The following is a 24,416-nucleotide window of genomic DNA, read 5'->3' as shown; positions in this document are numbered from 1 at the left end:
TCGAGGCGGGGCCGGACAGGATGAAACTGATTAAACTTCTCTGCGGCTTCGCCTTCCTGGTGGTGCTGGCGAGCAACATCTGGACCATCTCGCGCTGGAGCGAAAGCCGCGGGGTCTATGACGACATCTGCTATTTGCGGCAGGCGCATCTGTTCAAGCTGTTCGGCCTGGACGGGCTCAACACCGACATCAAGCGCGAGGACGACCAATATCTCGCCAACAAGCTGAAGGCGATCGACTATCCCGAGTGGAACGTGGCGACGCGGGCTCCCTGCCACGTCTGGATGGAGAAGACGAAAAAAACCGTCATTCAATATCCGCCGGGGACCGGGTTTGCGCTGGCGCTGTTCCCCGAAGGCTTCCAGGTTATCCCGCTCTATGTTCTGGCGTCGATCGTGGTAACCGGTTTCGCACTGCTCGCGTTGAGCTGCGCATCAACGTGGTATTCGCTCGCATTGGCGGCCGTCTTCGGGGATGTCGCTATCTACCTGATGATCAATCCGACCAAGGCGAGCTATTCGATAGCGCCGACCATGATGGTCTGCGCGCTCGCGGGCTGGCTCACCGCGAAGCTGTTGAAGGATGGATCGCGGCATCGACTTGTGCTGCTCGCGCTGGTGGGGCTGCTGATCGGGCTGTCCGTGAATTTGCGCCTGCCGAACCTGTTCCTGTCGGCGGGCTATTGCCTGTATCTGGCCGGCGCATTCCTGCTGGCGCGAAACAGGGAGACGTTCCTGCAAGGGGCGGCATTCGGCGTTGCGTTCCTGATCGGGATGGCGCCGACGCTGATCGCGAATGCGATCAATGCGGGCAGCCCCTTCACGACGACCTATGGCGGACAGGACGTCACGCCGCCGGAGCTGGATGCTGGCGTCCTCTGGCAGTATTTCAGGGACGTGCAGTTCACCTTGCTGGCGATCGCGGCGGCATGGACCGCCTGGCTCTGGCGTTTCAATCGCGGCGGTGCGAGGCGGGTTGCCATCGTGTTGGCCGCCAATCTCGTGATAAACCTGATTTTCTTCATGACGCATCCGATCTTCACGCCCTATTACATCATGCCGATCGACATGCTCACGCTGTGGACGCTGCTGTTCGCAACGCTCAATCTGCGCGGCGAGGCCGCCGCCGAGCCGGGCTTCCCTCAACTGGCAAAAGCCCTGAAGCGGCATCGGCGATCCATGGTCAGGCCTGATTCGGCAGGTCCGCGATGACGACACCAGCGTTGCGAGTTGCGGTTCTGGTGCCGTGCTTTAACGAGGAGGCGGCCGTCGCGACCGTGGTCTCCGATTTTCGCAAAGTACTGCCGGCGGCCGAAATCTTCGTCTATGACAACAATTCAAGAGATCGCACCGTCGAATTCGCGCGGGCGGCCGGCGCAGAGGTGCGCAGCGAACGCCGTCAGGGCAAGGGGCATGTCATCCGGCGGATGTTTGCCGATATCGATGCCGACATCTACGTGCTGGTCGACGGCGACGCGACCTACGACGCCCCCAGCGCCCCACGCATGATCGAGGTCTTGGTCAACGAACACCTCGACATGGTAGTGGGCTTTCGCGTCGATCAATCGGCCGCCGCCTACCGGCCCGGTCACCGCACCGGCAACTGGATGCTGACCGGATTCCTTTCGATGGTGTTCGGTCAGGCGTTCAAGGATATCCTCTCCGGCTACCGCGTGTTCTCGCGCCGCTTCGTCAAATCGTTTCCGGTGTTGTCGGACGGCTTCGAGATCGAAACCGAGCTCAGCGTGCATGCGCTCGAACTGGCGCTGCCGGTGGCCGAAATCGAGACACCCTATTTCGCCCGGCCCGAGGGGTCGTTCAGCAAGCTGAACACCTGGCGCGACGGTTTCCGCATCCTCGGCACCATCCTGAAACTCTATCGCTCGGAAAAGCCGCTGCGATTCTTCACCGCAATCGGCGTGTTGCTGATGGTGATTTCCGTCGTCCTCGCGATCCCCGTCATCATCACCTATCTCGAGCAAGGTCTCGTTCCGCGACTACCGACCGCGGTATTGTCGATGGGGCTGATGATTATGGCGGTGCTGTCGGTTTCGTCGGGGCTGGTGCTGGATACGGTGACGCGCGGCCGCCGCGAGATGAAACTGCTGGCCTATCTGTCGCAACCGGCCATCAACAAGAAATGAGGCATGGTTTAGCGCTGGCGGCAATGGACCGCGCCGCTGCCAGATGCTATTCCGCGCCTTACCATGAGCGAACTTTCCGTCACCATATTGCCCGAAACGCCAAAGGACGCGCAGGCCATCGAACGTCTGCTCGAACGCACCTTTGGCCCCGGCCGCTTCGTGCTGAGTGCCTACCGGCTGCGAGAGCACGTCGATCATCTGCTCGATCTGTCGTTCACGGCACGGATCGGTACGCTGATGGTCGGCTCGGTGCGCCAGTTGCCGGTTTGCATCGGCGATACCCCCGCCTTGATGCTTGGGCCGTTGACGGTCGAGCCGCCATTTCGAAGCCGCGGCGTCGGACGCATGCTGCTCGATCGCGCGCTTGCGGATGCCAAGGCAAAGGGCCATCGCCTGGTTATTCTGGTCGGCGACGAGGCCTATTACAGCCGTGTCGGTTTCAAGGCCGTGCCGAAGGGGCAGGCGACGATGCCCGGCCCGGTCGATTACAGCCGCCTCCTGGTCGCCGAACTCGTCGACGGCGCCTTCGATGGCGTCTCCGGTGCCATTCGCCCGGACTGGAGCAAGGCGCGCTGATCTCGCCCTGCTCCAGCGGGATGTCCAGACTGGAGCCGCGCATCCCAACGTCCAAACCCGTTCGGCGCCAATTCCGACCGGAGGGCTCATAGTCATCCTGCGCGCTTGAGCACCCAGAAGCGAGGCGCGGGATCGATTCCCATACCTCCGCAAGTCACTATCGCATTGTCGAAGCAAAAGCGTTATGGGTCGAGCATGCCGAGACCACTCCGAACGCGCGCCAAGTCCAAGCCTTCTGTCACGGCAGGCAAACGACCGACTGCCGAGAGCAGGCCCGGGGCCAAGAAGATCATCCTGGAATACAAGAAGGAACTGATTCTCGACGCTGCCTGTGAATTGTTCTATTCAAAAGGATACGGTCCCACCAAGATCGACGACATCGCGGCAGCACTCTCGGTGACCAAGCCGTTTATCTACTATTATTTTCCGAGCAAGCTCGACATTCTTGCCGAGGTTTGCAGTCGCACGACTGACTTTGCGCGCGCGCTTGCGGAAGAGGCCCTTCGAAAACCGGACTCGCCGACTACCCGCATGCAATGGTTCATGCGCGCATTTGCCCTCCGAGTTATCGACGAGCGCAAATATATCGCGGTCATGTTTCGTGAAGCCGGGCATCTCCCGACCAAGGTTCAAGCAGAGTTCCGTGATAGGCGCCGGCGCTTTCACGTGGTGTTGAGTGCGTTGCTCGAAGAGGGGCGACGAACTGGTGAATTCCACTTCATCGACGCGGGTATAACGGGTCAGAGCCTTACTGGACTGGGTACCTGGCTGTTCAACTGGTTTTCGTCCGAAGGTCCGAAGCCGGCTGAGGAAGTGACCAAGGCGATTGTCGACCTTGCGATGGCGATGCTGGGGGCAACTGACCCTCGCCCACGCGGCCTGCACGAAACTCCCTGAGAAAACCGCCTCGGCGGCCTTGCCAGCTGCAACTACTCGAGTTATACCCGCGGGTATAAAAACAATAAATTGGGTATATAGCTGGGAGCGGGAGGAGCAATTGCGTGTACTAAGATCCCTGAGCATCGGTCTCTGGATGGCGCTCGTGCCTTTGGCCGCGGATGCGCAAGAGAAGCCGATACGCATCGGTGTCCTTGAAGATTTGTCCGGTGTTTTTGCTGATGTCACGGGGCCGGGTACGGTGGCGGCCGCACAAATGGCGGCCAACGATTTCGGACCGGTGTTGGGACGAAAGGTAGAAATTCTTTCAGCGGACCATCAGAACAAAGCCGACGTTGCCTCGACGATTGTGAGGCGATGGCTCGACCTTGATGACGTCGAGATGATTACCGGACTAGGCAATACGGCGGTCGCACTTGCAGCCCGCGGCGTCGCCAGTTCGAAGGGCAAGATCGACATCGTGACAAGCGGCGGGTCGAGCGAGCTCACCGGCAAGGCTTGCACACCAACATCGTTTCATTGGGTCTACGATACCTACGCATTGGCGAAAACCGTCGGTGGAGCGACCGTCAAGTCGGGAGCCGATACGTTGTTCTTCGTTGTTGCCGATTATGCCTTCGGTGCGGCGCTGGCGCGGGACGGCACTCGGTTCGCAGAAGCCGTCGGCGGCAAAATCCTCGGCAGTGTGCGGGTGCCGCTAAACAGTTCGGACTTCGGCTCCTTCATCCTCCAGGCCCAGGCGTCCCGTGCAAAGGCGGTCATGCTGGCGATCGCAGGGCAGGATCTCGTCAATTTCATCAAGCAGGCCGGCGAATTTCAAGTTGCGCAGGGTGGCCAACATCTTGCGGCCTTTGTCTCCTTCGCCACCGACATACATGCGCTTGGTCTGAAGACAACCCAGGGGCTGCTGCTATCGGAAGCTTTCTATTGGGATATGGACGATGCGACCCGCGAATTCGGGAAGCGCTTTTTTGTTACCCGCAAGGCGATGCCAAACAGCATGCAGGCAGGTGCCTACAGTGCGGTGTGGCACTATCTCACGGCGGTAAAGGCGGCTGGAACGACTGGTTCCCAGAAAGTCGCGGCCAAGATGCGCGAGACTCCCATCAACGACTTTATGACGAAAAATGGCCGCATCCGCGAGGATGGTCGCGTTCTCCGGGACTTCTACCTGTTTGAGGTCAAGAAGCCGGAAGAGTCCACGGGGGCGTGGGATCTCATGAAGAAGGTTCAGAGTTTGAGCGGCGATGAAGCTTTTCGTCCGCTTTCGGAAAGCGAATGTCCGAGCGTGAAAGAAGCGCAAGCAAAGAAATGAAGCTCGCGATTGATGAAGGATGCAGAGTGTCGGAACTCTGCATCGCGACGTCGATCGCTGCTTCCGGCGGTAAGGCGGACGAATGACGATTTCGGCACTTTTGATAGCCAATCGCGGCGAGATCGCCGTTCGTATCGCGCGCGCTGCGGCAGATCTCGGCATCCGGACCGTCTGGGCCTATTGCGACGCCGACGAGAAATCGTCTCGCCGGCGCTTTTCGGACGACGTTGTTCGGCTCGAAGGCAGAGGAGCGCGTGCGTATCTTGACCAGGATGGGCTCGTTGCGGCGGCCCTTCAATCGGGTTGCGACGCGGTTCATCCGGGGTACGGCTTCCTGAGCGAGAGCGCCGATTTCGCCCGGGCCTGTCAGCGCAACGGCCTGGTTTTTGTGGGTCCCGATCCGGCCACGCTGGAGGAACTGGGGGACAAGGCGCGGGCCCGCGCGCTGGCCAGGTCGCTCGATGTGCCGCTGGTGGCGGGGACGTTCGCCGCAACAAGCCTCGCTGAAGTCATCGATTTCGTGCGCGCGCTGCCTGAGGGGCAGAGCGCCATGATCAAGGCGATCGCCGGGGGCGGTGGCCGCGGGATGAGGGTCGTCGGAAGAGATGACGACGTCGCCGCCGCGTTCAATCAGTGCCAGACCGAAGCATCGAAGGCCTTTGAAAACGGCGACCTCTATGTCGAGCGGGTGGTTCGCCCTGCCAGACATATCGAAGTGCAGATCGTCGGAGACGGCACGGATGTCGCTCATGTCTTCGAACGTGAATGCAGCCTGCAACGGCGCAATCAAAAGCTGATCGAGATCGCGCCGAGCCCGACGCTCGATACCGCGCTTCGCGGGAGGATTACCGCGGCTGCGATTCGCCTCGCGGCACATTTTCCCTACCGTGGTCTCGGGACGTTCGAATTCCTGGTGGAGGCGAATGCCGCGCCAGGCGAGGCCGGATTCTTCTTCATGGAGGCCAATCCGCGTCTGCAAGTCGAACATACCGTGACTGAAGCGATCACAGGCATCGACCTCGTTCAGGCCCAGTTGCAGATTGCGGCAGGGAAGACGCTGCGGGAACTCGGATTGCGTCAACAGGACATCTCCCCTCCGCGAGGATTTGCCGTTGAGGTGCGCGTCAATGCCGAAGAGATGGACGAGAGCGGAGACGTTCGTCCAGCGGCCGGGACGATCGTGCAGTTCGAACCGCCCACCGGTCCGGGGGTTCGCGTCGATACCGCCGTACATTCGGGTTATCGAATCAGCAGCCTGTTTGATTCTCTCATCGCCAAGATCATCGTCCACGCGCCGACGCCGGATTATTCCGCCGTCATCTCGCGCTGCCGACGCGTACTCGGCGAATTCACGATCGGTGGCGTAACGACAAATCTGCCGTTTCTGCGCGCGCTGCTTGCGACGGACGCGGTCGCGCAAAACCAGGTCGATACGCGTTACGTTGAAGAGCATTTGCGCGAGATTCTCGCCGCCGTTTCGTGCGAGCGCGCGTTGATGGCGAAGGAAAACGGGCGGATTGGCCACGCGCAGGGCGAAGCCGGACTGCAGGATGTGCCCGTTCTTCTCCCGGAAGACGGCTTGTCGATTGCGACGCCCATTCAGGGCACGGTTTCGGCCTTGCATGTCGCCCTGGGCGATCTGGTGCGGCCGGGTCACCACGTCGCCGTGGTCGAGGCCATGAAAATGGAGCATCTCGTCGCTTCGGCCGTCGGCGGCCGCGTGCGCGCAATCACCGCCGAGGTCGGCGTAACGGTCTCGGCCGGCGCGCCGCTCCTCTATCTCGATCCTGTCGAATTCGACGATGTCGTGGGGAAGGCAGAAAGCGCTTCGGTTGATCTCGATGCCATTCGTCCGGATCTTGCGACCGTGATCGAACGCCATGCTGCGGGTCTCGATGCTGCGCGCCCCGCAGCGGTCGCACGGCGTCGTCGCCGCGGCCAGCGCACCGCGCGCGAAAACGTCGACGACCTCTGCGATCCCGGCAGCTTCGTTGAATATGGTGCGCTCGCCGTGGCCGCCCAGCGGCAGCGGCGAACCATGGATCAGTTGATCGAACTCAGCCCGGCGGACGGTCTGGTCGCGGGTCTGGGCACCGTGAATGCCGCGTCGTTTGGCGAGACCCGAGCACGCTGCCTGGTGATGTCCTATGACTTTACTGTGTTCGCCGGCACGCAAGGCTGGATGAACCACAAGAAGAAGGATCGGTTGTTCGAGCTTGCCGGAAGGTGGAAAATTCCCATTGTGGTCTTCGGCGAAGGTGGCGGAGGTCGTCCGGGAGAGACCGACGGCTTGTCCGCGCATGGTCTCGACACACCAAGCTTCGCAAGATTTGCAAGATTGAGCGGGACAGTGCCGCTGGTGGGAATTGTCTCCGGGCGCTGCTTTGCGGGCAACGCCGCGCTGGTGGGCTGCTGCGACGTGATTATTGCCACCAAGGATGCCAATCTCGGCATGGGTGGACCTGCGATGATCGAGGGCGGCGGCCTGGGTGTCTATAAACCGGAAGAGATCGGGGCAACCGCGGTCCAGAGCCGAAACGGCGGCATCGATCTGATAGCCGAGACCGAGGTGGAAGCAGTCGCGCTCGCAAAGCGCTACCTGTCTTACACGCAAGGAGATCTCGCGGAGTGGAGCTGCCCCGATCAACGCCACCTCCGTCATCTCATCCCCGAAAATCGCAGGCGCACCTACGACATTCGAGCGGGCATCGAGGTGCTGGCCGACGTGGAATCCGTCCTCGAACTCGGCCGCGCTTTTGGCCAGGGAATTGTAACCGCTCTGATACGGATCGAAGGCCGTGCGCTTGGGGTGATGGCGAACAATGCCACGCATCTGGGTGGCGCCATCGATGTCGAGGCGGCTCAAAAAGCAACCCGTTTCATGGATCTGTGCAATTCGATCGGCCTGCCACTGCTCACGCTGTGCGACACACCGGGCTTCATGGTCGGTCCTGAGACCGAGGAGCAAGGTCAGGTTCGCGCCTCCTGCGCCATGTATCTCGCCGCCGCACGGCTTCGCGTTCCGGTTTTGACCATCATTCTGCGCAAGGCTTATGGTCTTGGGGCGCAAGCCATGGCCGCCGGCTGTTTCCATGCGCCGGTCTTGAACGCTTCATGGCCGACGGGTGAATTTGGCGGAATGGGACCGGAAGGTTCGGTCCGCCTCGGCTATCGCAAGGAGCTTGAAGCCATTGCCGATCCCAAACAACGGCAAAGCTTTTTCGAGGAGAAACTCGCGCAGTTCCATGAGCATGGCAAAGCCGTCAACATGGCTTCCACGTTGGAAATCGATGCTGTTATCGATCCTTCCGAAACGCGTCTGTGGATCATGCGCGGTCTGAAAACGATCGATTTTCGGGGCCGGTCCAGGCCAGGCCCGGTCGAAACGGGTGATTATCTAGATGGAGGAGGCTTCCATGCAGCATGACAATGTGCGGTATGATCCACGCATGCCTTCGAGGGAGGCATGTGTTCTTCCGTACATGCTTGAGGATCGCGCGCGCGACGCCCCGGACGGGGTATTCGTCGTGTTTGAGGATGAAGAGGCGTGGTCGTATCAGCGCACCCAGGAGATCGCCAGGCAGATCGGCAATGGCCTGAGAAACATCGGCGTCAAGCGTGAAGACAAGGTCGTCATCTGGCTTCCCAACAACAAGCTTTGCCTTGGAAGCTGGTTTGCCACCAGCTATGTCGGCGCGGTCTATGTTGCCATCAATACGGGCTACAAAGGCGCGTTGCTCGAGCATGTGATCGATAATTCCGACGCCGAAATCATGATCTGCCATCCCGACCTTGCAGATCGTCTGCTAGACATTTCCCGCCGTGGCCGTCTGAAGACCGTCGTGACCGCAGCAGAGAAGATCGCAAGCGATGGCGCGCGGTTTCGAGAGGCCGGGATCGATCTGCTGCCGTACGAAGTGCTGACGCAGGCGGAAGCCGCTGCCGATTTGCCGGTCTCCGGATTGGAACCGTGGAGCTGGCAGGCGATCTGCTACACGTCGGGCACAACCGGACCCTCCAAGGCGGTCATGTCGTCTTATTTGCAGCTTTGCGTGATGGGGCGCGAATGCATGGAGGGCCTTGGTGCCGACGACCGCTACATCATCAACCTGCCGTTCTTCCACGTCGGTGGAACCCTGTTCGCCTATGGCGCGCTTGCACGCGGCTCGTCGATAGCGTTTCTGTCGCTATTCCAAACCGATACGTTTCTCCAAACATGCAAGAAACTCAAAGCCACGGCGTGTGTTCTGGTCGGCGCCATGGCCGGTTTTCTGATGGGGAAGCCACCGGCTGCGGCGGACCGCGATCATACGCTGCGCCGCGTCATGTTGCTTCCAATGGGCGACGACTCGCAAGCTTTTGCGGAGCGGTTTGGAGTCGACGTGTATACCGTTTTCAACATGAGTGAGATCTCCACTGCTATCCGGTCCGAGCTCAATCCGACCTTGCGCGGGACTTGCGGCAGGCTGCGCAGCGGCGTCGAGGCTCGGATTGTCGACGAAAATGACTGCGAGGTCCCGGTCGGCCAGGTTGGAGAACTCGTGCTGCGCACCGATTGCCCGTGGACGATGTTCAGTGGCTACTACAAGATGCCCGAGGCCACCGCGAAAGCCTGGCGCAATGGCTGGTTTCATACCGGAGACGCATTTCGCGTCGATGCCGGCGGCAACTACTTTTTTGTCGATCGCGTCAAGGATGCCATTCGCCGCCGCGGCGAGAACATTTCGTCCTTCGAGGTCGAGTGCGAAGTTGCGTCATTTCCTTCGGTGCTCGAGGTCGCGGCAGTCGGTGTACCGAACGAGGTGAGCGAGGAAGACGTTCTCGTGGTCGTTGTGCCGAAGCCGGGAACGACGATCGATCCGGAGGGCCTGGTCTCGTTCATGGAGCAACGCGCCTCGCATTTCATGGTGCCGCGTTATGTGCGGGTTGTCGATGCGCTGCCCAAGACACCGACGGCCAAGGTCGAAAAACACGCGCTCCGGCGCGAAGGAGTGACGCCCGACACGTGGGATCGCGAGGCCGCAGGCGTTCGTATCAAGCGCAGCATTCTTGCGTGAGGGGCCGGTTGTTCGTTCTCGGGTTGGGCGCAGCCCGGATTTCACATCCTGAGCTGCTTCGCTTCCCGTTTCGGCCGCCAGACTAGAACTTCAAATTCGCAAACGCCCGCACCCCGATGCCCGGCATCAGGACTTCGTCCTTGGAGTAGGACACCGAGTTGCGGATGTTTTCGTTCAACAGGTTGTTGCCGACGAGGCCAACCGTCATTTCCCGCGCGCCGAACCAGGACGCATCGAGCTTGGTCCTGTAACTGACCTCGGCCTTCAACAGATTATATCCCGCCGTCGGCGTCTCGCCGATCACGGCGATATCGTTCTGCGCGAAGGCGTGCAGCAGATTGACCCGCATCAACCAATTGGCGTCGCGATAGAACAGGCCGCCTCCGAGCCGCTGCGGCGGAATACGCGGTACGTTGGTCCCGTCCTCGAAGGTCGCGCGGACAATATCGTATTGCCCCTCGATTCCGAACAGACCGTTCCAGACCGGCAGCACATCGTACTGAAACTGGAATTCGCCGCCGCGGAAGGTGGCGTCGCGCTGGGAGTAGATCGCCTGGTTGAGTTCGAGGCCCGGGCCCGCCTGGCACACACCGTCTTCGCAGGTGTTGCCGGTCAGCCGCCGATAGATGAAGCCGTTGAACTTGGTGTAATAGCCGGTGATTTCAAATCGCAAGGGGCCTGTTGCCCGTCGCAGACCGACTTCGACGGATTTCGCGGTCTCGATACCCAGATTGGGATTGCCGATATCGAATGTGACGGTCGCATCGTGACCGCCGCGTGAAAACAGCTCCGCGGGTTTGGGGGCGCGCTCGACATATTGGCCGGTGATGCTCGCAACCAGATTCCATGGAAGATTCTGGATCAGGCCGATACTCCCGCTCTTCGGCGCGAAGTTGAGGTTGCGCGGCGTGGCGGGGCCAATGGCACCGGGATCGACGTTGAGGTCGAACTCATCGGGAATGAAAGCCGGCGTCGTTCCAGTCAGGTTGGCGTGCTCGATACGCCCGGCAATCTGCGCCTTTGTCGCATCGCTGAATTTCAGCTCGTTGAAGATGTATCCGGCGACCTTGGTGTTCTTGTTGGGATCCCACAAGCCGTTCACTGGACTGCCGATATCATCCGGGCTCGGTGCTGTGAGTTCCTGATGCGACGCCTGGATGCCGACAGCCGTGGTGAGGGCGGCGAAGCGGACGTTGAACGGTGCCAACTGTACCTCGACGCGGCCTTCCTGCTCCTTGTTGGTGAAGGTCTGGCGCACGCCAAGCGTCGTCAGATCGGCGGGGTCGGCGAGGCCGATCTCATTGTGCTTATAGTCGGTGGCGCCCGCCCAGAAACGCACCGCATCGATTGCCGCCGCGTCCGGCCGGTATTCGCCCTTGGTCGTGAATTTGGTTTGACGTGCGTCGATCCGGGTCTGGTGATCGGCGCCGTCGATGCCGGGTATGTGATAGAGCGTGTCGTTCTGCGTGACGGCCGCTCCGATGAATCCGCCATGGAAGAAATACGAACCGCCGATCGATGCGCCGGTGGCCTGCGCCGAGGAATTCGGCTGGCGTCCATCGACCGGCCGGGTCTGGTCGAACAGATAAGGATAGCTCGGAATGCTGTAATCGCCCGACTTTCGTCCGTAGGCGTCGGCATGAATGGCGAAATTGCCGCCGCCGGCGTCGAGCAGAATGCCGCCTTCGACGCCGCGATCGACCGAATTGACCGCGGTGCGGGTCTCGACGTTCAGGCACCCCGGCGATGCGGCATTGGCGAGCGGGGCCTTCACCGGAAGCCCATAGGTCTGAAACGGGGGGGCCGCGCAGGTGGGCAAGGCGTCCGGAATGCGGTTGTTGGTGGCGCTGACAACGCCGCCGATCGCCGTGGACCCGTAACGCAGGGTTGCCGGACCGCGGATGACCTCGATCTGATTGGTCGAAAGCGGATCGATCGGCACGAAGTGATCTTCGCCGAGGTCCGAAGCGCCGTTGCTGCCGATCCCGTTCTCGACGATGCCGACGCGATTGACGTCGAGGCCCCTGATGATCGGCCGGCTTGACGCTCCGGGTGCAAAGCTCGAGCCGGTGATCCCGGGCTTGGAGAACAGGAGATCGCCGAGCGTGCCACCGCCCTGCCGGCGGATTTCCTCGTTGGGCATGACGGTGACGGTTGCGAACTGATCAGTCACGACCGGCAGCACGCCCTGTTGGGGCGTGGCGGCGACGGGGACCGGTTGCGGCTCGTTATCGCGCTCGCGATTGCGGCCGGGCACGCCGCGGGCGACGCGCGCCGGCTTTCGCGCCGGGGTCACGTTTCTCCGCACGATCGGGCTTGGCGCCGTCACGGTGATTTCCGGCAGTTGTGTCGAGGAGGATGGCGAAGCCGCGTCCTGGGCCATCGCGCCGCTGCCGACCGCGCAAAGGAATAGCCAGCTTGCGCCACCGATGTGGAACGCTCGTCTTTTAGTGAATGTCATTTGTCCCGATCCTGATTCCGTCAAGCGACGGATCGATTCGATTATCCCTTGGCGGATCGGCCACGTGTCACGCGGCGATCCCGTTCGGGCGCATCAGTCAATCGATGTTCAGGAGGCGGGAGGGGCGCGGGACTGGAACGGCGAGCGGACCGAACTCAGATGCGCGAATTCGGCGTCGGTCGTCAGGTACAGAAGTTCGATAGCCTGCGGCAGCAGCAACAGCGGCGGTGCCGGGAATACGAGGTTGTTGGCCAGCGAAATGACGGCGCAGATCGCGCAGGCCTCAGCCGGATGATCGGTGTCGTGACTGGACGGTGGCTGCGCCTGGGCGGCCTGGCCTGCCGCCTCCGGTACGGCGGGGATCTGCGCATGATCGAGATCCACCTGCGTCAGGCTGGACGCGATCGCAGGCGCGGCCGCGACCGGGTGGAAATGCCCGAACGACAGCGCAAACTGGATCGCGAGCGCGAGCAGCGCCAGCCGCGAGCCGTGTTTGACGTTATTCCGGAACCACTTCACGACGATGGAGGCCTTGTCCCAGGCCGGCCAAGGTGTCTCGGCCGTCCCAATGTAATATTATAACATCAGCGGTGGTCTGCGGGGTCAACCGTGCTCGATCCGGGTGCCGGCGCAATTCAAAGCGTGTGTGTGATTCACGCAACGGTATGCGGGTCGAGCTGATCATCGTCGATTGGGCGCACCTGGCGTCCCTCAAGTTTCCTGGTTGACAGCCGAACCGCGTTCAGATTGTTATGTTATAACATTACATAGATACGGATCATCCCATGCCTCGCCGTCCTAGTTTGGGATTCCGTGAACTGAACAGGCTCTTTGACCTCGATGCGAAAACTCCCCGTCACGGTCTTGTCCGGCTTCCTCGGGGCTGGAAAGACAACTTTGCTGAACCATGTGCTGAACAACCGTCATGGCCTGAAAGTGGCGGTGATTGTGAACGACATGAGCGAGGTCAACATCGACGCCGACCTCGTACGCGATGGCGGTGCGAACCTGTCGCGGACGGATGAAAAGCTGGTCGAAATGACCAACGGGTGCATTTGCTGCACGCTGCGGGACGATCTCTTGAAGGAAGTTCGCGCGCTCGCCGAGAGCGATCGGTTCGACTACCTCCTGATCGAATCGACCGGCATTTCGGAACCCCTTCCCGTCGCGGCGACGTTCGATTTCCGCACCGAGGAAGGCGACAGTCTTTCCGACGTGGCGGTGCTCGACACCATGGTGACGGTGGTCGATGCGGTAAACCTGCTGCGCGATTATTCCTCGACCGACTTCATTCGGGATCGCGGCGAGTCGCTCGGTGCTGACGACAAGCGGACGATGGTGGATCTACTGGTTGAGCAGATCGAATTCGCCGATGTGGTGGTGCTCAACAAGATCGATGATGCTTCCAATGAACAGTTGGAGGCCGCTCGCAAAATCATCCGCGCGTTGAACCCCACAGCCGACATCGTGGAGACCAATTTTGCCAATGCGCCCTTCGAGCGCATTCTCAACACCGGGCGTTTCGATTTCGAGCGGGCGCAACAACATCCGCTCTGGTTCAAGGAGCTGTATGGCTTTGCCGACCATACGCCGGAGACCGAACAATACGGCGTCGGCAGCTTCGTCTATCGTGCGCGTCGACCGTTCGAGCCGGCGAAGTTCCATCAGTTCCTGAGGGAAAGCTGGACTGGAGTCATCCGGGCAAAGGGCCATTTCTGGATCGCCACGCGTCCGCAATGGCTGGGTGAATTAAGTCAGGCCGGCGCGATTGTCCGAACCGAAGGCCTGGGATTTTGGTGGGCCAACGTGCCGGCTGACCGCTGGCCGGACGATCCGTTCTGGCGGCAGTCGCTCAAGAAGAGCTGGAACGAACTGTACGGCGATCGCCGGCAGGAGATCGTCTTCATCGGCACCGCCATGGACCAGGATGCCATCACGGCGCGCCTTGACGCATGTCTTGTTCCAGGAAAGTCCGGCATGCACATCGAGGAATGGGCTAGTCTGCCCGATCCTTTCCCCAGATGGCGACGTGCCGATGAGGCCGCATAGCTTTTTATGCAGCCGCGCCTAGCGCCCCTCGCGGACCCAGGTGGCTGCGAAGGCGCCGAGCAGCAGCAGCAGGCCGATCAGGCCCGCGAACATCGGCAGCACGCCGACGCCCTTGACGACGCTGGCGTCGCGCATCTTCACGCCCATCCAGCCGTCGCCGCGGAAGATGCTGGTGGAGCGCACCGGCACGATGCGGGGCAGGTCGATGCTTGACCCGTCGACCACGCGTCGAGCGTCGCCGCCGGTCGCTTGCGCCAGCGGCTTGAGCATTTCGATCGTCGAAGTGACTTCGGAAAATTCCCTCGGGTTGGTCGGCCCGACATTGATCAGCGCCTTCAGCGTGCCGTCGGTCGCCTGCCACAGGCCGAGTTCGCTCGCCGGTATGGTCGAACGCCAGGTGCCGGGATCGCTCGCGCTCAGCGTCAATTCGCGCGTGGCGCCGCTCGGCGAGGTCACCGTTACGGGTGCGACGTTGTCGGCCATGGTCTGCCGCAACACCACGAGGTCCTTGCCCTGGATCTGCAGGCGCAGTGCTTCTTCATCCAGATCAGGTTGCTTCATCAGCCAATGCGACATCCGCCGCAACAGATCGAGATGCGGGCCGCCGCCTTCATAGCCGCGCGCCCACAGCCAGATATGGTCAGACAGCAGCAGCGCGACGCGGCCCTCGCCGAAACGCGACAGCAGCAGCAGCGGCTTGCCGTCGGCGCCGGTCATGACCGGCGGCGTGATGGCATTGCGCGTTTCCACGGTGCGGAAAAACCGGCTCCAGCGCGGCGGTTCGTTGGCGGAGCCTTCGAGGCCGCGCGTGACCGGATGACGTTTGCCGATGTCGCTCAGACGTGCATAAAACGGCTTCTCGGAGACGCCGACGGGTTCGGCCGGCAGCACCGAATCCAAAGGCGTGCGCCAGATGCTGCTGGTCGAGGCGTAGTCCGGTCCGGCGGATACCAGCACCGCGCCGCCGGCACGCACATAGCGCGCCATATTCTCGAAATAGGGAATCGGCAGCACGCCCTGGCGGGCGTAGCGGTCGAAGATGATCAACTGGAACTCGTTGATCTTCTGCTGGAACAATTCACGGGTCGGGAAAGCGATCAGCGACAGCTCGTTGATCGGCGTACCGTCCTGCTTCTCCGGTGGGCGAAGAATGGTGAAATGCACGAGGTCGACGCTGGCGTCGGACTTCAAAAGGTTGCGCCAGGTGCGTTCGCCGGAATGCGGCTCGCCCGATACCAGCAGCACGCGCAATTTGTCGCGCACGCCGTCGATCGCGACCACGGCGCGGTTGTTGACCAGCGTCAGCTCGTTTTCCAGCGGCGAGGCTTCGATCTCGACGATATTGGGACCGGCATGCTTGATGTCGATCTCGACATTGGCGGTCTGGCCGCTCTGCAACGTGCGTTCGTTGATCACCTCGCCGTCGCGGCGCACCACAATCCTGGCGCGCTGGCCGGTGACGCCCTGGTCGTCCAGCCGGTAGGTGATGGTCTGGGGCTGGCCGACGATGCCAAATCTTGGCGCAGCAGAAATCGCGACGCGGCGGTCGCGTTCGTCCTTGCGGCCGGTGACCAGCGCATGCACCGGCGCCTGGAAGCCGAGCGCCGCGGCGTTGGCGGGAATGTCATGGACGCGGCCGTCGGTGATCAGGAAGGCGCCGGCGACGCGATCGACGGGAACATCCGCCAGCGCCGACGACAACGCGCCGAACAGTTTGGTGCCGTCGGTTTCGCCGTCGGCCTGTCCGGCATCGACGACGCGCACTTCCAGTCCCTTGACCTTCTTGAGGCTGTCGACCAGCGCTTCCTGCGCCTTCACTGTCTCCTCGTTGCGCGTGCCAAAATTCTGGCTCGGGCTCTTGTCGATGACCACGGCGGCCACCGACGACAACGGCTCACGGTCTTCGCGGGTGAAGGAAGGGTTGGCGAGCGCGAGCAAGATCAGCGCCAGCGCGGTGACGCGCACGGCTGCGCCCCGCGCGCGGCCGATCAGCAGCAGCACGGATATCGCGACGATCGCGGCCAGCGCGATCCACAGCACGAGGCTGGGGACGAGGGGGGTGAACGCGATGCCGTACTGCATGCCGTTATTGCCCCAGCCGTTCGATGAGGGCAGGCGCGTGCACCTGGTCGGCCTTGTAGTTGCCGGTCAGCGTGTACATCACGATGTTGACGCCGGCGCGGAAGGCGAATTCGCGCTGGCGCGGCTCGCTCGGCGTCAGCGGCAGCATCGGCTGGCCGTCGGGACGGATCGCCCAGGCCCCCGCAAGATCGTTCGAGGTGATGATGATCGGCGAGACGCCGTCGCCGCCGCGCGCGGGCCGCGATGCGGCTTCGTCGTCATCCTCGCGCGGCAGGGTTTCGACCCAGGTCTGGCCCGAGTTGAACCGGCCCGGAAAATCCCGCAGCAGATAAAACGTCTTGGTCAGCACGTGCTCGCGTGGCACCGGCTCGAGCTCGGGCACATCGAGCGAGGAGAGAATCTCGCGCAAGGTGCGCATGCCCGGCGTCTGCGATGCGCCGTTCTCGCCCGGCGGCGCCTCGATGGCGTCGCGGGTGTCGAACACGACCGTGCCGCCTTGCTTCATATAGGCGTCGATGCGGTTGATGGCGTCCTGCGGCGGTTTCGGCGCCCCCGGTACCACCGGCCAGTAGATCAGCGGGAAGAACGCCAGCTCGTCGCGCGCGGGATCGATGCCGACGGGGTCGCCGGCTTCCAGCGCGGTGCGCTGGGCGAGAAACAACGTCAGTCCCGACATGCCTGACTTGACGATGGAGTCGACGTCGGCATTGCCGGTGACGACATAAGCGAGGCGCGTCTGCGAGACCGACTTGATCGCAAAATCGTCATTGTCGGCGGCGCGGAGCGGGGCGGGCGCGATCGACGTCGCGGCCAGGATCATCGCCAACACCAATGCTGCGGGCGCAGCACGCCGCCGCCACAGCGCGGCAAGTCCCGCGCCGAGCATGGCAACCACGATCGCATCGATCAGGAACAGCGCCAGCGATGACGACAACAGGATGCCGCGCAGATCGCGCGGTTCGGCGTTGGTGTAGCTGGCGCGCCGGGCGCGCAGGGACGTCGTGTCGAGTGCTGCGATACGATCGGCTGAGGCCAGCGTGTTGACGGCGATCGGACCTTCGGCCGCGCCATAGAAACCCGGCGGATGATCCGCGGTGGCGCGGTCGCGATAATCGGCCGGCATCGGCTTGGCGGTGGAGGGCGGCGGGCCGAATGCGCCAAAGCCATCGAGCGTGCGCAGCGGCGCCACGGTCTCGACATTGGTCGCTTCGCCGGCGACGCCCGCACCCGGCTTTTGCGTGTAGCCGGACGTATCGACCAGCCGACGCAGCATCTCGACGAAGCTGCCGGACATCGGCAGGTCGGACCAGCGCGAGTCGGCGCCGACATGGAACAGGCTGAGGATGCCCTTGCCGCGATGTTCGCCGGTCACCAGCGGCGTGCCGTCTTCCAGCGAAGCCCAGCTCTTGGTTGCCAGCACGGCATCTGGTTCAGCCAGAACCTGGCGGTTGACGGTGACGTCCTTCGGTACCTGCAAGCCCGCGAACGGGCCGTCGGCGGCGAACGAGGCCATATGCTGTGGCTTTTCCCAGGTCAGGCTGCCGCCAAGGCTGCGGCCGCCGCGGCGCAGTTTGACCGGCACCAGATCGTCATCGGCCTGAGCGAGGCGGGGACCTGCGAAACGCACCAGCACGCCGCCCTGGTCGATCCAGGCGTTGAGGCGTTCGCGGATTTCCGGTGACAGCGTGCCGACATCAGCCAGCACGATCATCGGCAGCCGTTGATCGAGAAACTGTCCGATCACCTGCTGCGGTGCGCCGCGGTCGCCGAGCCGCACGTCGGCGAACGGCGACAGCGCGCGGGTGAGATAGAAGGTCGAGGCGAGCAGCGGCTGCGCGGTGTCGCTGGTGGCGCCCGTGACGACGCCGATCGCGCGCCGTCGCCATCGCTTGTCGAGCAGCTGCACGGCGCCGGCGGATCGCTCGCCGGCAATTTCCAGCCGCGAGATGTCGTTGCGCAACTCGACCGGCAGTTCGAACGCGGCTTCGGCTTCGCGGTCCTGCGGTCCGAACGCGTAACGGGCTTCACCGATCGGCGAACCCTTGGCGTCGATCGCACGCACCACGCCGGCGGCAATGCCGCTGTTGGTGCGCAATACTTTCACCGTCATCTTCGCCGCGGCGTTTTCGGCGGCGACCAGCGCCAGGGCTGAGGCTGCGCCGCCTTCATAGATCGTCAGCGTGCGATCGCCGACCGTCTTGGCCAGCGCCTCCAAAAATTCGGCGCCGCGTCCGGTATCGACGCCGTCGGATAGCCAGGCGAGTTCGGCATCGCCGGTGGTCTTGAGGAAGCGGTCGAGTGCGGCGAGCGTTTCGACGCGATCGATCGAATAGGGCTTTGGCGCCAGCTGGCGCAGTGCGACGCGGGCCGTGCCGCCCGGCATCAGCGTGACGTCGCGCGCCGGTTCGGACAATGGTACCAGCGCGACGCCGCGGCGGTCGTTGTCGGCATTGGCGATCAATTCGTCGGCGGCCTTGATCCTCGTTTCCCAGCTCGAGGCCGCGCTCCAGCCGTCATCGAGCAGGATCACCAGCGGCGCCCTGCTGCCGCCGGCGGCGGTCTGCGGATTCCAGATCGGACCCGCGGCGGCGAGGATCACCAGGGCTGCTGCGGTCAGGCGCAACAGCGTCAGCCACCACGGCGTCCGCGACGGGGTTTCTTCCTTGGGCTTGATGTCGAACAGCAACCGCGTCGGCGGAAACTCGATCCGCCTCGGACGCGGCGGCATCACGCGCAGCAGCCACCACAGCACTGGAAGAGACAACAGGCCCAGCAGCAGCAGCGGTTGTGCAAAAGAGAGCGGCAGGCCCGCGATCATGCGCTTCGCCCCGCTTTGACGGTCGAGGAGCGCACCGCGCCCTTGCTCACCATCATGCCCGAGTGCAGGAACAACAATAGCTCGGCCGCGGAGCGGCTGGTGGTATGGGTCGAAAACAGCCAGTCGAGCTTGTTGGTCTCGCCCCGGATCTCGTCGCGATGCAGGGCGACGCGCGCGACATAGTCGCTGGCCCAGCTCTCGGCACGGCCGGCGGTGATGACGCCGCCGCTTTCCGGTTCGACGAACTCGACGCGTCCGGAATAGGGAAAGGTCTCTTCGGCGGGATCGACGATCTGGATCAGCGTGCCATGCGCGCCGGAGGCCGACAGGCCCGCGAACATGGTGTGGATTTCGCTCATCGGCGACCAGAAATCCGACAGCACCACGATCTCGGCCAGCGCCGACGGGATGAACGACGGCGGCAGGCTCGCGCGCGCGGCATCGTCATGCAGCATCGCCTGCGCCATCTTGTCGATGACGCTGCGGCTGGCGGTCGGGTTCATCAGGCCGGGGATGCCGACGCGTTCGCCGCCCGCGACCAGCAGTTCGGCCAGCGCGAAGGTCACGATCAGGCCGCGCTCCAGCTTGCTGTCGCGCGCCTGCTTCGAGGCAAAGGCCATCGACGGCGAGCGGTCGGGCCACACCCATACGGTGTGCGCGGCCTCCCATTCCTGCTCGCGGACATAGAGATGATCGTCACGCGCCGAGCGGCGCCAGTCGACGTTCTGCGACGGCTCACCCGAGACGAAGCGGCGGTATTGCCAGAAACTTTCGCCGGAGCCGGCGCGGCGGCGGCCGTGCAGGCCGTGAATGACGTTGGCGGCGATGCGGCGGGCTTCAAGCACGAGACGCGGCAGCGATGCGGCGAGCGTACGGCTTTCGCCATCGGCACGTCGGATTGCTGTGATCTCCCCGTTGGCGTGCTTGGTCTCTGCGGCCATCAACCAATCCGCGTCTTCAATTGCCTGATCACGTCGGGAATGGTGCGGCCTTCCGCGCGCGCCGAGAACGTCAGCGCCATGCGGTGTTTGAGCACCGGTTCGGCAAGGTCGAGCACATCGTCGATCGAGGGCGCGAGACGGCCGTCGAGCAGCGCGCGGGCGCGGACCGCCAGCATCAGCGACTGGCTGGCGCGCGGACCGGGGCCCCAGGCGATCAGCTTCTCGCTCTCGCCATCCGGATTGGGACGCGCGGCCCGCACCAGCGAAAGAATGGCCTCGACCACGCTGTCGCCGACCGGCAGGCGGCGCACCAGCCGCTGGGCGGTGATCAGGATCTCCGCGTTCATGGAGGCCTTGGCGAGCGTCTCATCCGCGCCGGTCGTCTCGAACAGGATGCGGCGCTCGGCGTCGCGGTCGGGATAGTCGACGTCGATTTCCATCAGGAAGCGGTCGAGCTGGGCTTCCGGCAGCGGATAGGTGCCTTCCTGTTCCAGCGGGTTCTGGGTCGCGAGCACATGGAACGGCTTGGGCAGATCGTGCCGCGCGCCTGCAACGGTGATGTGCTGTTCCTGCATGGCTTGCAGCAGGGCCGACTGGGTGCGCGGGCTGGCACGGTTGATTTCGTCGGCCATCAGAAGCTGCGCGAATACCGGGCCCGAGATGAAGCGGAACGAGCGTTTGCCGGAGTTGCTCTCGTCCAGCACTTCGGCGCCGAGAATGTCAGACGGCATCAGGTCAGGCGTGAACTGGATGCGCTTGGCATCGAGACCAAGGGTGATGCCGAGGGTTTCGACCAGCTTGGTCTTGGCGAGGCCGGGGACGCCGATCAGGAGCGCATGACCGCCGGACAGGATCGTCACCAGGGTATTTTCGATCACCCGTTCCTGGCCGAAAATGACGGTCGAGATGGCTTCTTTCGCGGCCTTGATCTGGCCGGCGACTTGTTCGGCCGAACGGACGATTGCGTCCTCGAGCTTTTCGACACCATCTGCGCCAGGCATATCCATCTCCTTCACCGCTTCATGACCCCGCCGAATGCGTCGTCATGCCACGAACCTCATGCTAAACCTGCGCAAAGGCCATGTATTCGCTGAATTAAACTATCCCCACATTATCGGTATATGGGGGTATGAACGGCATCACGATATGGCGAGAATATTGTTCCCGCTCACGTCTCTCGGACGTGCACCAATCGTGCCAGATTGAGCCGCAGAAGCTTTAAGGCAAACAATGGCGAAGCAAGGGCAAACCAGCAAACCAGGCCGTGAAAACACCGGTCTCGAAGGTCTGACCGCCGCAGCGACCGATGCGGCAAAGGCCAGCCCCGCCGGACGCGGCCTGCCGCCCGTGCATCTGTGGAATCCGCCGTTTTGCGGCGATCTCGACATGCGAATCGCCGGCGATGGCACGTGGTTCTACATGGGCACGCCAATCGGGCGGCCGGCGCTGGTCCGGCTGTTTTCGACCATCCTGAAGCGCGAGGACGGCAAGCACTTTCTCGTGACCCCGGTAGAAAAGGTCGGCATCCGTGTCGACGATGCGCCGTTCCTGGCGGTCGAAATGCAGAACGAGCAAAGCGAGGGCGGTGGCCGCCTGCTGCGCTTCCGCACCAATGTAGACGATTGGGTGCCTTGCGACGGCGAGCACCGGTTGCGGTTCGAGATGGCTGCCGACGGCGGCCTCACGCCCTATCTTCACGTGCGCAGCGATCTCTGGGCCAAGGTCACCCGCGCGCTCTATTACGATCTGGTTGACATGGGGGAAGAGCGGGTGGTCGATGGACAGCCAATGTTCGGAATCGAATCCGGCGGCGAATTCTTCGCGATGGCCGACGCGAAGCAGGTGAGGGACGCGCTTTGAACGAGCCGATGCTGAAGAAGTTGGAACCGGCAGCGGTCAGCTCGGCGGAATTCTTCGCGCGGACCAAGGCGCGGCTGAACTTCGACGTCCCGCCCGGCCTGATCGATCCGAATATCATTCCCAGAACCGGCGACGAGGGCAATGATCGGATGCTCGAGATCATCGCCCAGGAACAGCCGGTGCGGCCGGCGGCAGTGCTGATCCCGGTGGTCGATCATCCGGAGCCGACGGTGCTGCTGACGCAGCGCTCGGAGCATCTGAGCAGCCATGCCGGCCAGATTTCGTTTCCCGGCGGCAAGATCGATGCAACCGATGCTTCGCCGATGGACGCTGCCTTGCGCGAGGCCGACGAGGAAGTCGGACTGAAGCGCGACTTCATCGAGCCGATCGGCTATCTCGATCTCTATGGCACCGCGTTCGGCTTTCGCATCCTGCCGACGGTGGCGCGGGTGAAGCCGGGTTTTAAACTTGACATCAACGAGGGCGAGGTCGTCGACGCCTTCGAGGTGCCGCTGGCGTTCCTGATGAATCCGGAGAACCACCAGATCCACTCCAAGGAATTCCGCGGCATGGAGCGTTCCTATTACGCGATGCCGTTCGCCGAGCGTTACATCTGGGGCGCCACCGCCGGCATCCTGCGGGTGTTGTACGAGCGGATTTATCTCGCATGATCCGTCCGGTATTGACCGAACTTGCAATTTTCCTGATCCCGTTCGTGGCCTATGCGCTGTTCCTGCTTGCGACCCGTTCCGGCGTGCTGGCGAAATCTTCCTGGCCGGCGCATCTCGTCGCCAAGCTCGTGCTGGGGTCGCTGCTGCTCGTGATCGTCAGTTTCGTCCTGCTCGCGCATTTCAGAGGCGCAGCGCCGGATTCGACCTACGTTCCCGCCCACATCGAGAACGGCAAGTTCGTTCCGGGTACCGATAGACCCGGAGCCGGAAAATGAGCGAGGTGCGCGTGCTCGCCAACACGCCCTGGCTCACGTCAGGTCCGGCTGCCCGCGTGCTCGCTCTGCTCAACGGTAATAACGAGGAGGCCCGCGTGGTCGGCGGCGCCGTCCGCAATGCGCTTCTGAACATCCCGCCCGGCGATATCGACATCGCCACCACGGCGCTGCCTGATGAAGTGGCGCGTCGCGCCAAGGCGGCGGGCATCAAATGCGTGCCGACCGGCATCGAGCATGGCACCGTGACGCTGGTGGTCGACGCCGAGCCGTTCGAGGTCACGACCTTGCGCGAGGATACCGAGACCTTTGGCCGCAAGGCCAAGGTCGCGTTCGGCCGCGACTGGGTTCGCGATGCGGAGCGGCGCGACTTCACCATCAACGGCCTGTCCGTCGATGCTGACGGCGTCGTGCACGATCATGTCGGCGGGCTCGCCGATATCGCAGCCCGTCGCGTGCGCTTCATCGGCGACGCCGGTCAGCGCATCGCCGAGGATTATTTACGTATCCTGCGGTTCTTCCGCATGAACGCCGTCTATGGCGTTGGCGAGCCCGACCGCGTCGGCTATCTCGCCTGCATTGGCGGCCGTGCGGGACTGGCCAGTCTCTCCGCCGAACGCGTGCGCATGGAAATGTTGAAGATCATGGTCGCGGAGGGCGCGCTGGTTGCCGTCACCGCGATGGGCGATGCCGGTCTGCTGCAAGCGATCTTCGGCGGCGTCACCTACACGGGACCCATGGCTGCGATGATATCGGCGGAACACATGCTGGGGCTGACGCCAAGCCCGGTTCGCAGGCTCGGCGCGCTCTCGGTGGCGGTAACCGAGGACGCCAAGCGTGTCGCGGCGCGGCTGCGTCTGACCAACGCCGAGGCCAAGGCGCTCGACTCCATGGGTCACCGCTGGTGGCGGCTTGCCGACATGGACGAGGCGAGGGCGCGGCGGCGGCTCTACCGGCTAGGCGAGGAACAATATCGCGACCGGCTGCTGCTGGCCTGGGCGCGCTCAGGGGGGAGCCAGGACTTCGCTGACAATCGCGCCGCCTATTGGCGTGAATTTGCCACCCTGCCGCAGCGCTGGAGCGCTCCGAAATTCCCGCTAAAGGCGGCTGATTTCATCGCGCGCGGCATTGCCGAGGGCCCGGCGCTCGGCCACGTGCTGACGCTGGCGGAGGACGCCTGGCTGGCGGCGGATTTTCCGCTCGATCAACCCGCGCTATCGGCCATTGCCGACCAGACCGTCGCCCGCTTCACCCGCGACCACCGGCTGTGAAAC

At 63.1% G+C, this 24,416-nt stretch carries 18 protein-coding genes; 12 read left to right on the top strand and 6 right to left on the bottom strand.

Annotation, left to right across the window (positions count from 1 at the left end):
• The first annotated feature begins 20 nt into the window (after positions 1-20).
• The 7 genes from JQ600_RS26695 to JQ600_RS26665 all read left to right on the top strand — a co-directional run bounded on the left by JQ600_RS26695 (position 21) and on the right by JQ600_RS26665 (position 9,988).
• Entirely contained in the window at positions 21-1,211 is a 1,191-nt protein-coding gene (locus JQ600_RS26695; protein ID WP_212387604.1) for a hypothetical protein, read from the top strand.
• Positions 1,208-2,143 carry a glycosyltransferase family 2 protein gene (locus JQ600_RS26690; RefSeq protein WP_212387607.1) on the top strand — a complete coding sequence of 312 codons (936 nt, stop codon included), beginning with the start codon at positions 1,208-1,210 and terminating at the stop codon, positions 2,141-2,143. Before JQ600_RS26695 ends, JQ600_RS26690 begins: the two co-directional genes overlap by 4 nt.
• 63 nt (positions 2,144-2,206) lie before the next feature.
• Positions 2,207-2,719 carry a GNAT family N-acetyltransferase gene (locus JQ600_RS26685; RefSeq protein WP_212387610.1) on the top strand — a complete coding sequence of 171 codons (513 nt, stop codon included), beginning with the start codon at positions 2,207-2,209 and terminating at the stop codon, positions 2,717-2,719.
• Positions 2,720-2,914: 195 nt separating this feature from the next.
• The gene (locus JQ600_RS26680; protein ID WP_212387612.1) at positions 2,915-3,616 is read left to right on the top strand and encodes a TetR/AcrR family transcriptional regulator; all 702 of its coding nucleotides are present in this window, start codon (positions 2,915-2,917) and stop codon (positions 3,614-3,616) included.
• 100 nt (positions 3,617-3,716) lie between these two features.
• Entirely contained in the window at positions 3,717-4,931 is a 1,215-nt protein-coding gene (locus JQ600_RS26675) for an ABC transporter substrate-binding protein (protein ID WP_312017264.1), read from the top strand.
• 82 nt (positions 4,932-5,013) lie between these two features.
• Positions 5,014-8,358 carry a carboxyl transferase domain-containing protein gene (locus JQ600_RS26670; protein ID WP_212387615.1) on the top strand — a complete coding sequence of 1,115 codons (3,345 nt, stop codon included), beginning with the start codon at positions 5,014-5,016 and terminating at the stop codon, positions 8,356-8,358.
• Between the two features lie 55 nt (positions 8,359-8,413).
• Complete coding sequence (locus JQ600_RS26665) at positions 8,414-9,988, top strand: AMP-binding protein (protein WP_212387618.1); 1,575 nt, start codon at positions 8,414-8,416, stop codon at positions 9,986-9,988.
• An 82-nt stretch (positions 9,989-10,070) separates the two neighbouring features.
• On the opposite strand, the gene JQ600_RS26660 is transcribed toward JQ600_RS26665, so the two are convergent.
• Positions 10,071-12,449, bottom strand: coding sequence for a TonB-dependent receptor (locus JQ600_RS26660; protein ID WP_212490158.1), 2,379 nt, complete (start codon positions 12,447-12,449; stop codon positions 10,071-10,073).
• 108 nt (positions 12,450-12,557) lie between these two features.
• Positions 12,558-12,968 (bottom strand): DUF2946 family protein, encoded by a 411-nt coding sequence (locus JQ600_RS26655; RefSeq protein WP_212387623.1) that lies wholly within the window; start codon positions 12,966-12,968, stop codon positions 12,558-12,560.
• A 321-nt stretch (positions 12,969-13,289) separates the two neighbouring features.
• On the opposite strand from JQ600_RS26655, the gene zigA reads away from it, so the two are divergent.
• Entirely contained in the window at positions 13,290-14,498 is a 1,209-nt protein-coding gene (gene zigA / locus JQ600_RS26650) for a zinc metallochaperone GTPase ZigA (protein WP_212387626.1), read from the top strand.
• Positions 14,499-14,516: 18 nt separating this feature from the next.
• Here the strand turns inward: zigA and JQ600_RS26645 are convergent, their stop codons facing one another.
• Genes JQ600_RS26645 through JQ600_RS26630 form a run of 4 tightly spaced genes read right to left on the bottom strand, consistent with a single transcriptional unit; the run spans position 14,517 to position 21,340 of the window.
• Positions 14,517-16,580 (bottom strand): hypothetical protein, encoded by a 2,064-nt coding sequence (locus JQ600_RS26645; RefSeq protein WP_212387629.1) that lies wholly within the window; start codon positions 16,578-16,580, stop codon positions 14,517-14,519.
• 4 nt (positions 16,581-16,584) lie between these two features.
• Positions 16,585-19,395, bottom strand: coding sequence for a DUF4159 domain-containing protein (locus JQ600_RS26640; RefSeq protein WP_212387896.1), 2,811 nt, complete (start codon positions 19,393-19,395; stop codon positions 16,585-16,587).
• Entirely contained in the window at positions 19,395-20,339 is a 945-nt protein-coding gene (locus JQ600_RS26635; RefSeq protein WP_212490157.1) for a DUF58 domain-containing protein, read from the bottom strand. Before JQ600_RS26635 ends, JQ600_RS26640 begins: the two co-directional genes overlap by 1 nt.
• On the bottom strand, positions 20,339-21,340 hold the full coding sequence (locus tag JQ600_RS26630; protein ID WP_212033218.1) for a MoxR family ATPase: 1,002 nt from the start codon (positions 21,338-21,340) through the stop codon (positions 20,339-20,341). Before JQ600_RS26630 ends, JQ600_RS26635 begins: the two co-directional genes overlap by 1 nt.
• A 229-nt stretch (positions 21,341-21,569) precedes the next feature.
• Here JQ600_RS26630 and JQ600_RS26625 point away from each other — a divergent pair, with 229 nt between their 5' ends.
• From JQ600_RS26625 to JQ600_RS26610, 4 genes are read left to right on the top strand one after another with little or no spacing between them, the layout of a single operon-like run.
• Positions 21,570-22,199, top strand: coding sequence for a DUF1285 domain-containing protein (locus JQ600_RS26625; protein ID WP_212262518.1), 630 nt, complete (start codon positions 21,570-21,572; stop codon positions 22,197-22,199).
• An 8-nt stretch (positions 22,200-22,207) separates the two neighbouring features.
• Entirely contained in the window at positions 22,208-22,870 is a 663-nt protein-coding gene (locus JQ600_RS26620) for a CoA pyrophosphatase (RefSeq protein WP_409363283.1), read from the top strand.
• Complete coding sequence (locus JQ600_RS26615) at positions 22,867-23,145, top strand: DUF6111 family protein (RefSeq protein ID WP_212262516.1); 279 nt, start codon at positions 22,867-22,869, stop codon at positions 23,143-23,145. The genes JQ600_RS26620 and JQ600_RS26615 overlap by 4 nt, the downstream gene beginning before the upstream one ends.
• On the top strand, positions 23,142-24,413 hold the full coding sequence (locus JQ600_RS26610) for a CCA tRNA nucleotidyltransferase (protein ID WP_212262514.1): 1,272 nt from the start codon (positions 23,142-23,144) through the stop codon (positions 24,411-24,413). The genes JQ600_RS26615 and JQ600_RS26610 overlap by 4 nt, the downstream gene beginning before the upstream one ends.
• The last annotated feature ends 3 nt before the right edge of the window (positions 24,414-24,416 follow it).

This window comes from Bradyrhizobium sp. AUGA SZCCT0176, assembly GCF_018130145.1.
In the GTDB taxonomy this organism is placed as follows: Bacteria; Pseudomonadota; Alphaproteobacteria; order Rhizobiales; family Xanthobacteraceae; genus Bradyrhizobium.
This window is presented reverse-complemented; position numbering and strand designations above follow the sequence as displayed.